Origin of the sequence: Pseudomonas sp. 2VD, assembly GCF_005503585.1 — a bacterium.
GTDB lineage: Bacteria > Pseudomonadota > Gammaproteobacteria > Pseudomonadales > Pseudomonadaceae > Pseudomonas > Pseudomonas aeruginosa.
Genome location: NZ_SCND01000239.1, coordinates 1 through 9,388, shown reverse-complemented (window position 1 = coordinate 9,388; position 9,388 = coordinate 1). Strand labels below are relative to the sequence as shown.

7 protein-coding genes and 1 pseudogene are annotated in these 9,388 nt (G+C 68.1%); 4 read left to right on the top strand and 4 right to left on the bottom strand.

Annotation, left to right across the window (positions count from 1 at the left end):
• Positions 1–270: pseudogene (locus FFS27_RS22255) on the top strand (MarR family transcriptional regulator); the annotation flags it as partial.
• Between the two features lie 50 nt (positions 271–320).
• Here FFS27_RS22255 and FFS27_RS22250 read toward each other — a convergent pair.
• Positions 321–956, bottom strand: coding sequence for a hypothetical protein (locus FFS27_RS22250; RefSeq protein ID WP_009876209.1), 636 nt, complete (start codon positions 954–956; stop codon positions 321–323).
• A 230-nt stretch (positions 957–1,186) separates the two neighbouring features.
• On the opposite strand from FFS27_RS22250, the gene FFS27_RS22245 reads away from it, so the two are divergent.
• Complete coding sequence (locus tag FFS27_RS22245; protein ID WP_021264577.1) at positions 1,187–2,383, top strand: benzoate/H(+) symporter BenE family transporter; 1,197 nt, start codon at positions 1,187–1,189, stop codon at positions 2,381–2,383.
• Positions 2,384–2,389: 6 nt separating this feature from the next.
• Here FFS27_RS22245 and FFS27_RS22240 read toward each other — a convergent pair whose 3' ends face one another.
• On the bottom strand, positions 2,390–3,283 hold the full coding sequence (locus FFS27_RS22240) for a bile acid:sodium symporter family protein (protein ID WP_003087569.1): 894 nt from the start codon (positions 3,281–3,283) through the stop codon (positions 2,390–2,392).
• A gap of 158 nt (positions 3,284–3,441) precedes the next feature.
• Positions 3,442–4,203, bottom strand: coding sequence for an SDR family oxidoreductase (locus FFS27_RS22235; RefSeq protein WP_003120415.1), 762 nt, complete (start codon positions 4,201–4,203; stop codon positions 3,442–3,444).
• Positions 4,204–4,453: 250 nt separating this feature from the next.
• Between FFS27_RS22235 and FFS27_RS22230 the strand changes: the two genes are divergently transcribed.
• Both FFS27_RS22230 and FFS27_RS22220 read left to right on the top strand, forming a co-directional pair.
• On the top strand, positions 4,454–5,458 hold the full coding sequence (locus tag FFS27_RS22230) for an NADP-dependent oxidoreductase (RefSeq protein WP_003087564.1): 1,005 nt from the start codon (positions 4,454–4,456) through the stop codon (positions 5,456–5,458).
• A 163-nt stretch (positions 5,459–5,621) separates the two neighbouring features.
• Positions 5,622–7,343 carry a SulP family inorganic anion transporter gene (locus FFS27_RS22220; protein ID WP_003087559.1) on the top strand — a complete coding sequence of 574 codons (1,722 nt, stop codon included), beginning with the start codon at positions 5,622–5,624 and terminating at the stop codon, positions 7,341–7,343.
• Here FFS27_RS22220 and FFS27_RS22215 read toward each other — a convergent pair.
• Complete coding sequence (locus FFS27_RS22215; RefSeq protein WP_009314697.1) at positions 7,324–9,282, bottom strand: methyl-accepting chemotaxis protein; 1,959 nt, start codon at positions 9,280–9,282, stop codon at positions 7,324–7,326. The two genes, FFS27_RS22220 and FFS27_RS22215, sit on opposite strands and share 20 nt — an antisense overlap.
• Positions 9,283–9,388 lie beyond the last annotated feature (106 nt).

Sequence of the window (9,388 nt, the reverse complement as noted above, 5' to 3'; positions counted from 1 at the left end):
GCGCTGAACATCCCGCTGCGCCAGTTGCTGGAGATGAACCTGATCGGCAGCGCCACCGCCGACGACGACAAGCGCAAACGCCTCCTCGGCCTCACCGCCGAGGGCGTGCGGTTGGAAAAGGCGCTGCGTCGCGAGCAATCGCGGCTGCTCCAACGCTGCTTCGAGGAAGCCGGCGGCGAAGCGGTCTCCGGCTGGCTGGCGGTCAATCGCACCCTGGCTCGGGCGCATGCAGGCAGCCGCGGCGAAGCGGCGACGGAGGCCGCCGACTGACGCCCCATGGGCCTGGCGCCTGGACGCTCGACAAGCCGACCGGCTGCCCGCTAGCTCCGCTCCAACTCCCGCGCCGCGCGCCAGCAGGCCAGCGCCATGGCCAGGGTGGCGGCCAGCAGCGGCAGTACCGCCAGCACCAGCAACAGCACCGAAGCCAGCATCGCGCCGCCGGCGATGTCCAGCCAGGCCATGATCCGCAGCGACGGATAGAGGTTTTCCTGCTTGAGCAGACGCAGGCCCAGCCAGAGGGTGGTAGCGCCGATCAGCGCAAGCAGCGCGAAGTACACCAGCGCCTGCCAGTTCCAACCCTGCAGCGCATCGTCGGTAACCGCCAGCAGGCTCCAGCCCTCGCCCAGCAGGGTCAGGAGAATCGACAACCATACCGGCCAGGCCAGCGAGGGGCCGCGAAAGCGCGACTCGACCAGGTGCTTGAGCCGCAGCAGCAGGTAGGCGCCGAGCAGGCTGAGGAGCAGGCCCAGCCAGTCGGCGTAGACCCCGAACGCGGCGCCATCGCCGAATGCCTCCAGCAGGCTGAGCACCATCAGCACCACGCCGCCGGCTATCGAGGCCAGGCAGAGCCAGGCGAGGATGCGCAGTTGCGCGGGCGTCCAGCGCCGGCGGAAAGCATCCGGTATGCCCTGCTCGACCAATTCGACACGCGGCGTGGCGTAGGGGTTTGCATCCATGGCGAAGCTCCTCGGCAAATGCCGGGAAGTTACCAGCTCCGCCAGCTTCCGGCAGCTGCGACTGTATGGCCAACTATGTCCGCGGCTGTACCGGGACAGCCCCTGGCCGGCTGTTTAGGCTGCGCAAAACAGAAAAAGATGATCGGCACTCCGCGCCTCGCGCAACCTGCCCCGTGGCTCCACCCACCGCCGTGCCCGGTCGTCCCGCACACTCCATGGAAGTACCCGGCATGACCGAAACCACCCTGCCCCAGCCTCGTCTGCGTCCGTTCGCCGACTCCTCTCCCGCCGCCGTGGTGGCCGGCTTCGTCGCCATGCTCACCGGCTACACCAGCTCGCTGGTACTGATGTTCCAGGCCGGGCAGAACGCCGGTCTCAGCAGCGCGCAGATTTCCTCGTGGATCTGGGCCCTGTCGATCGGCATGGGCCTGGCGACCATCGGCCTGACCCTGCGCTACCGGGTGCCGATCGTGATCGCCTGGTCCACCCCCGGCGCGGCGCTGCTGATCAGCAGCCTGCCCGGAGTGCCGTACAGCGAGGCGATCGGCGCCTTCATCGTCTGCGCCCTCCTGATCACCCTGTGCGGCGTCACCGGCAGCTTCGAACGCCTGATGCGCCAGGTTCCCTCCTCGCTGGCCTCGGCGCTGCTGGCCGGGGTGCTGTTCCGCATCGGCATCGAGATCTGCAACGCCGCCGAGCAACAGACCCTGCTGGTGCTGGCGATGTTCTTCAGCTATCTGCTGTGCAAACGCTTCTCGCCGCGCTATGCGGTGTTCGCTGCGCTACTGGTGGGGGTGCTGCTGGCCGGGATACTGGGCCAACTGGACTTCAGCAGGTTCCGCCTGGAACTGGCGGTACCGGAGTGGACCACGCCGAGCTTCTCCCTGGCCGCCACCATCAGCATCGGCATCCCGTTGTTCATCGTCGCCATGGCGTCGCAGAACATGCCCGGCATCGCCGTGCTGCGCGCCGACGGCTACCAGGTGCCGGCCTCGCCGCTGATCTCGAGCACCGGCATCGCCTCGATCCTGCTGGCGCCGTTCGGCTCCCACGGGATCAACCTGGCGGCGATCAGCGCGGCGATCTGCACCGGTCCCTCGGCCCACGAGGACCCGCACAAGCGCTATACCGCGGCGCTCTGGTGCGGCTTCTTCAACTGCGTCGCGGGAACCTTCGGCGCCACCCTGGCAGCGTTGTTCGCGGCGTTCCCCAAGGCACTGGTGCTGTCCATCGCCGCTATCGCCCTGCTCGGCTCGATCATGAACGGCCTGGCCAACTCGATGGCCGACGAGCGCCAGCGCGAGGCCGCGCTGGTGACCTTCATGGTCACCGCCTCCGGCTTCACCCTGCTGTCCATCGGCTCGGCGTTCTGGGGCCTGGTGGCCGGCCTGCTGACTCAGTTCGTGCTCAACTGGCGGCGCGGCTGACCGACCTCAGTCCGGCGCCGTCACGGGCGCCGGCGCGGCCTGGTGGCCACGGCTGACCCACCAGCCGAAGGCCGCCGCGGTGAAGAACATCAACACTCCGTAGATCGCCGGCGGAATCGCCATGGTGCTGTTGTTCAGCAGGCTCGGACTCAGCGCCAGGGCGATCGCCAGGGTGCCGTTGTGGATGCCGATCTCCATGCCGATGGCCACCGCCTGGGCCTTCGGCAGGCGCAGCAGGCGCGGTACCCAGTAGCCCACCGCCAGGCTCAGCAGGTTGAAGGCCAGCGCGGCCAGCCCGACCACCGGCGCGTAGGTGACGAAGGTCTGCCAGTCCTTGGCCAGCGCCAGCAGGATGATCACCAGCAACAGCAGCGCGGAAAGGATCTTCACCGGCTTCTGCAGCCGATCCGCCACGGCCGGCAGGCGGTTGCGCACCAGCATGCCGATGGCCACCGGGCCGAGGACGATGACGAACACCTGCATGACCTTGCCGAACTGCAGGGGAATCGCCTGCCCGTCGCCCATGAAGTATTGCAGCGACAGATTGACGATCAGCGGCATGGTGAGGATGGCGATCACCGAGTTCACCGCGGTCAGGGTGATGTTCAGTGCCACGTCGCCATGCGCCAGGTGGCTGTAGAGGTTGGCGGTGGTGCCGCCGGGCGAGGCCGCCAGCAACATCATGCCGACCGCCAGGGCCGCCTCGAGGGCGAAGCCCTGGACGATCAGGAAACAGGCCATGGGCAGCAGGACGATCTGGCACACCAGGCCGACCAGCACCGGCTTCGGGTAGCGCACCACGCGGAGGAAGTCGGCCGGGGTCAGGGACAGTCCGAGACCGAGCATGATGATGCCCAGGGCGATGGGGAGGAACAGGGTCAGGATGGGATCGGCGGTCATTATTGTTATTGCTCCGATGCGATGGAGACGGGCTCAGGCCCCGGATTCTCGACCCAGGTTAGTCCCCCGGCAGTGGCCTGGCGCGCCAAACCGCGCGCCGACCTGTAACAGAATGCGAATGCCCCGCGCCGGAGCATCCCGATTGTATCGCCGCCCGCTCAGATCGCCGTCGCCCCGCCGTCCACCGGCAAGGCGATACCGGTGGTGAAGCCCGCGTGGTCGCTGCACAGGTAGAGCACCGCAGCGGCGATTTCCTCGACCCGTCCGACCCGACCCAGCGGATGCATCGCGGCGGCGAACTCGGCCTTGCGCGGATCGGCCTCGTAGGCGCGGCGGAACATGTCGGTGTCGATCACCGCCGGACACACGGCGTTGACGCGGATGCCCTTCTTCGCGTACTCGATCGCCGCCGATTTGGTCAGGCCGATCACCGCGTGCTTGGAAGCAGCGTAGATGCTCATCTTCGGCGCCGCGCCGAGCCCGGCGACCGAGGCGGTGTTGACGATCGCGCCGCCGCCCTGGGCCAGCATCAGAGGGATCTGGTGCTTCATGCACAACCAGACGCCCTTCACGTTGACAGCCATGATGGCGTCGAACTCGGCTTCGTTGCCGTCGGCCAGCTTGCCCTGCTCGATCTCGATGCCGGCGTTGTTGAAGGCGTAGTCGAGACGGCCGTAGGCCGCCGCGCAACCCTCTACCAGCGCCTTGACCTCGGCGTCGCGGGTGACGTCGCAGCGAATGAAGAGGGCTTCGCCACCTGCCTGGCGGATCGCTTCGACCGTGCCCTCGCCGCCGGCGCTGTCCAGGTCGGCGACCACCACCTTGACCCCGGCGGCGGCGAAGGCCAGCGCGGTAGCGCGGCCGATGCCCGCCGCACCGCCAGTGACCAGTGCGACCTGGCCGGAAAGAAGTTTGCTCATCTGCTGCTCCTCGGAAAATCGCCTTCCGCCAACCGCGACGGAACCGGGCCGCGCCAGTCTAGCCAGGGCCGGCGCAAGGCATAGCACTATCAGGGGACTGGAGGATGGGCCATCCAGCCCGCTGATAAGACTGATGGTGGCGAATCATCGGCATAGATGACCGGTCATTTCCGCACTCGCCTTCGCTTGCCGCCGGCGCCGGTGCCGGCTATCCCTAGGGACCTGTTTCCCGACATTCGAGTGCCCTGCCATGACCTCCCAGATCAATCGGCAATACCAGTTGGCCCAGCGTCCCAGCGGGCTGCCCGGCCGCGACACCTTCAGTTTCGTCGAGACCCCGCTCGGCGAGCCGGCCGAGGGCCAGATCCTGGTGAAGAACGAGTACCTGTCGCTGGACCCGGCGATGCGCGGCTGGATGAACGACGCCCGCTCCTACATCCCGCCGGTGGGGATCGGCGAGGTGATGCGCGCGCTCGGCGTCGGCAAGGTGCTGGTTTCGAAGCACCCCGGCTTCCAGACCGGCGACTACGTCAACGGCGCCCTCGGCGTGCAGGACTATTTCGTCGGCGAGCCCAAGGGTTTCTACAAGGTCGACCCGTCCCGCGCGCCGCTGCCGCGCTATCTCTCGGCGCTGGGCATGACCGGCATGACCGCCTACTTCGCGTTGCTCGACGTCGGCCAGCCGAAGAGCGGCGAGACCGTGGTGATCTCCGGCGCCGCCGGTGCGGTGGGCAGCGTTGCCGGGCAGATCGCCAGGCTCAAGGGCTGCCGGGTGGTGGGCATCGCCGGCGGCGCCGAGAAATGTCGCTTCCTGGTCGAGGAGCTGGGCTTCGACGGCGCCATCGACTACAAGAACGAAGACCTCGCCGCTGGACTCAAGCGCGAATGCCCGAAGGGCATCGATGTGTTCTTCGACAACGTCGGCGGCGAAATCCTCGACACGGTGCTCACCCGTATCGCCTTCAAGGCACGCATCGTCCTCTGCGGGGCGATCAGCCAGTACAACAACAAGGAAGCGGTGCGCGGCCCGGCCAACTACCTGTCGCTGCTGGTCAATCGGGCGCGCATGGAAGGCATGGTGGTGATGGACTATGCCCAGCGCTTCCCAGAAGGCCTGAAGGAGATGGCCACCTGGCTGGCGGAAGGCAAGCTGCAATCGCGCGAGGACATCGTCGAAGGCCTGGAGACCTTCCCCGAGACCCTGCTCAAGCTGTTCAGCGGGGAAAACTTCGGCAAGTTGGTGTTGAAGGTCTGAGGTCCGCCGCCGGCGCGAAGAAGCGGCGGATAGTGCCTTGCGCTATCCGCCCTGCGCCTCGCCTCGAAGAGCGTGTGCACTGAAGAAATAATGATTCCCGGCAATCCTGCCGCCTGTCCTTCGGGCTAAGCTGCGGCATCCGCGCCTGCAAGGAATCAGCCGCATGCCACTCGCCCGCTGGGTACCCGGACTCGATAGCCTGCTCCACTACCGCCGCGCCTGGTTCCGTCCGGATGTCCAGGCCGGGCTGTCGGTGGCGGCGATCCAGATCCCCACTGCCATCGCCTACGCCCAGATCGCCGGCTTCCCGCCCCAGGTAGGCCTCTATGCGTGCATCCTGCCGATGCTGATCTACGCCCTGATCGGCAGCTCGCGACAGTTGATGGTCGGCCCCGACGCGGCGACCGCGGCGATGGTCGCCGCCGCCATCACCCCGCTGGCGGCGGGCGACCCGCAGCGCCTGGTGGACCTGTCGATGATCGTCGCGATCATGGTCGGGCTGTTCTCCATCGTCGCCGGCCTGGCCCGCGCCGGATTCATCGCCAGCTTCCTCTCGCGACCGATCCTGGTCGGCTACCTCAACGGCATCGGCCTGAGCCTGCTGGTCGGGCAACTGGGCAAGCTGTTCGGCTACGAGGCGGCGACCAGCGGCTTCGTCGCCGGCATCCTCGCGCTGCTGGAGAACCTGCTGCACATCCATTGGCCGACGCTGATCCTCGGCAGCCTCTCGCTCTTGCTGATGGTGCTGCTGCCGCGGCGCTTCCCGCAGTTGCCCGGGGCGCTCTGCGGCGTCCTCCTGGCCAGTCTCGCCGCGGCGCTGCTGGGCCTGGATCGCTACGGCGTGGAACTGCTTGGCGAGGTACCGGCCGGGCTGCCGCAACTGAGCTGGCCGCAGACCAGCCTGGAGGAACTGAAAAGCCTGCTGCGCGACGCCACCGGCATTACCGTGGTCAGCTTCTGCAGCGCCATGCTCACCGCGCGCAGCTTCGCCGCCCGCCACGGCTACAGCATCAACGCCAACCACGAATTCGTCGCCCTCGGCCTGGCCAACATCGGCGCCGGGGTCTCCCAGGGCTTCGCCATCAGCGGCGCCGACTCCCGCACCGCGGTGAACGACATGGTCGGCGGCAAGACCCAACTGGTCGGCGTGGTCGCCGCGCTGGTGATCGCCGCCACCCTGTTGCTGCTGAACAAGCCCCTGGGCTGGGTGCCGATGCCGGCGCTCGGCGCGGTCCTGTTGCTGGCCGGCTGGGGTCTGATCGACGTGCAGGCGCTGAAAGGCTTCTGGAAGCTCAGCCGCTTCGAGTTCAGCCTCTGCCTGCTGACCACCGTCGGCGTACTCAGCGTCGGCGTGCTGCCGGGAATTTTCGTCGCCGTCAGCATCGCCGTACTGCGCCTGCTCTACTACACCTATCGCCCGAGCGACGCGGTGCTCGGCTGGATGCACGGCATCGACGGCCAGGTCGAGCTGGCCAAGTACCCGCAGGCCACCACTCTTCCCGGCCTGGTGATCTACCGCTTCGACGCCCCCCTGCTGTTCTTCAACGCCGACTACTTCAAGCAGCGGGTGCTTGCCGTGGTGGACGGCAGCGAGCGGCCGAATGCGGTGCTGCTCAACGCCGAAGCCATGACCAACCTCGACATCAGCGGCCTGGCCACCCTCCACGAGGTGCAACAGATCCTCAAGGCCCAGGGCGTGCACCTGTCGCTGGCGCGGGTGACCGGGCAGACGCTGGACCTGCTGCAACGCTCGAGCATGCTCGGCGAGATCAAGCCGCCGCTGGTATTCAGCTCGGTGCGCTCGGGGGTCAGTGCTTATCGCTACTGGCTGCGCCAGCAGGAAAGACTCGCCGCCCAGGCCGCGGCTACAAGCGGAAATGCCTGACCATGCCCTGTAGTTCGCGCCCCAGCTCCGCCAGTTGTTCGCTGGACGAAGCCGTCGACTGCATGGCCTGGGCCGACTGATCGGCCACCTCGCGGATCGCCGTGACGCTGCGGTTGATCTCCTCGGCGACCGCGCTCTGCTGCTCGGAGGCCGCGGCGATCTGCTGGTTCATCTGCTGGATCAGCGCCACCGCCGTGGCGATGTTGCCCAGCGCCGCCTCGGTCTGCAGCGCGTCGTCGACGCTCTGGTCCACCAACTGGTGGCTGCGCTGCATACGCTGCACCGCCTGCTGCGTGCCATTCTGCAAGGCACCGATCAGGGTCTCGATCTCGGCCGTGGACTGTTGGGTGCGCCGCGCCAGCGCCCGCACCTCGTCGGCGACCACGGCGAAGCCTCGACCCTGGTCGCCGGCCCGCGCCGCCTCGATGGCGGCGTTCAGCGCCAGCAGGTTGGTCTGCTCGGCCACGCTCTTGATCACGTCCAGCACGCTGCCGATGCGCTGGCTGTCGGCGCTCAGCGCCTCGACGCTGGCGGTGGCCGCGCGCACCGCCTCGGCCAGTCGCTCGATCCGATCCAGGGTCTGGCGTACCACCTCCTGGCCGACGCTGACCTTGCCGTCGGCGCTTTCCGCCGACCCCGCGGCTTCCTCGGCGTTGTGCGCCACTTCATGGACGGTGGCGGCCATCTGGTTCATCGCCGTGGCCACCTGTTCGGTTTCCGCCCGCTGGCTGTCGATTCCCAGGCGGGTGCGCGTGGTAACGCCGGACAGCGCCTCGGAAGCGCCGGCAATCCGCCCGACGCCGTCCTGCAACTGGCTGACGATACCGCGCAGGCTGCCGGTCATGGCGCGCATCGCGGCCATCAGTTGGCCAACCTCGTCGCGCCGCTCGCTGTCGACCCGCACCGCCAGGTCGCCTTCGGCGATCCGCTGCGCCACGCCCATCGCCTGGCGCAGCGGACGGACGATCAGCAGGCTGATGCCGAAGGCCGCGCCCAGGCCCACCAGCAGCGCCAGCACGGCGGCGCCGACGATCAGCAGGGAGTTTGTCCGCAGGCTGTGGAGCATGGCCTGCTGCTGCGCCTCCCAGCTACGGTCGACACGCGCCATCACCTGCCCGGCACGCTCGCCCATGGCGGCGTACATCTGCCGCTCCTGGCGCTGGCTGGCGCGATACTCGGCGAGCTTGTCGGCGAAACCGCGGATATTGGTCAGCACGTCCTTGACCACCGACACGTAGGCATCGTCGGTGATCGCCTGCTCCAGCCGGGCGGCCAGCTCCAGCGCCTCGCGCAGCGATTTCGGCGGCCCCTCCTGCGCATCCGCGGCGCGCGCTTCGAGACGCGAGCGGGCCTCGTCCAACCCCTGCAGGACCAGGCGATTGACCTGGGCGACCTGGGCCGCCTGCTGCAACAGCGGTTCGCCGTCGCGTCCCTGGCTCTCCTTCAGCGCATAGGCGCCATCCTCGGCCAGGCTGGACTGGAGGATATCGAGGCTGTTGGCGGCGCCGTTCAGCGACCAGCTGGCGCTTTCCCAAGCCAACTGGCGTCCCTGGATGGACTGCTCGAAGCGGCCAAACGCTTCGAGGTATGCCGCCAGCACCTGCTCCACCTCGGCCATGCCAAGCGCCTGATCGGCGTCGCCGTCGGCCTTGAGCCGGCCCACCCGTTCAAGGGTCGCGGCCAGGCGCTGGCGCAAGCGCTCGGCGTCACTCTTTTCCCCGTGCAGGGCAAAGTCCTTCTCGGCCTGGCGAACCTCCAGCACGTCGCGATTGATCGCGCTCATCTCCTGCAGGCGCGCGAAGCGCTGCCCCAGCGCATGCAGCGAGAGCACCGCGAGCGCGGCCACCAGCGCGGTCAATAGCAGGACCAGGGTAAAACCGATGGCCAGTTTCTTCGCCGTGCCGAGATCGGCCAGACGCCTGCGCAGCAACCCCAGCATGACTCCCCTCCCCCGTGACGCGCCGTCTGCGTGCGCATTTCCCGCTGTGTCGCGCGTTTTTCGCCGAACCTGAGCGGCCGGGCAAGGTAGTGGCACGATAATGGCC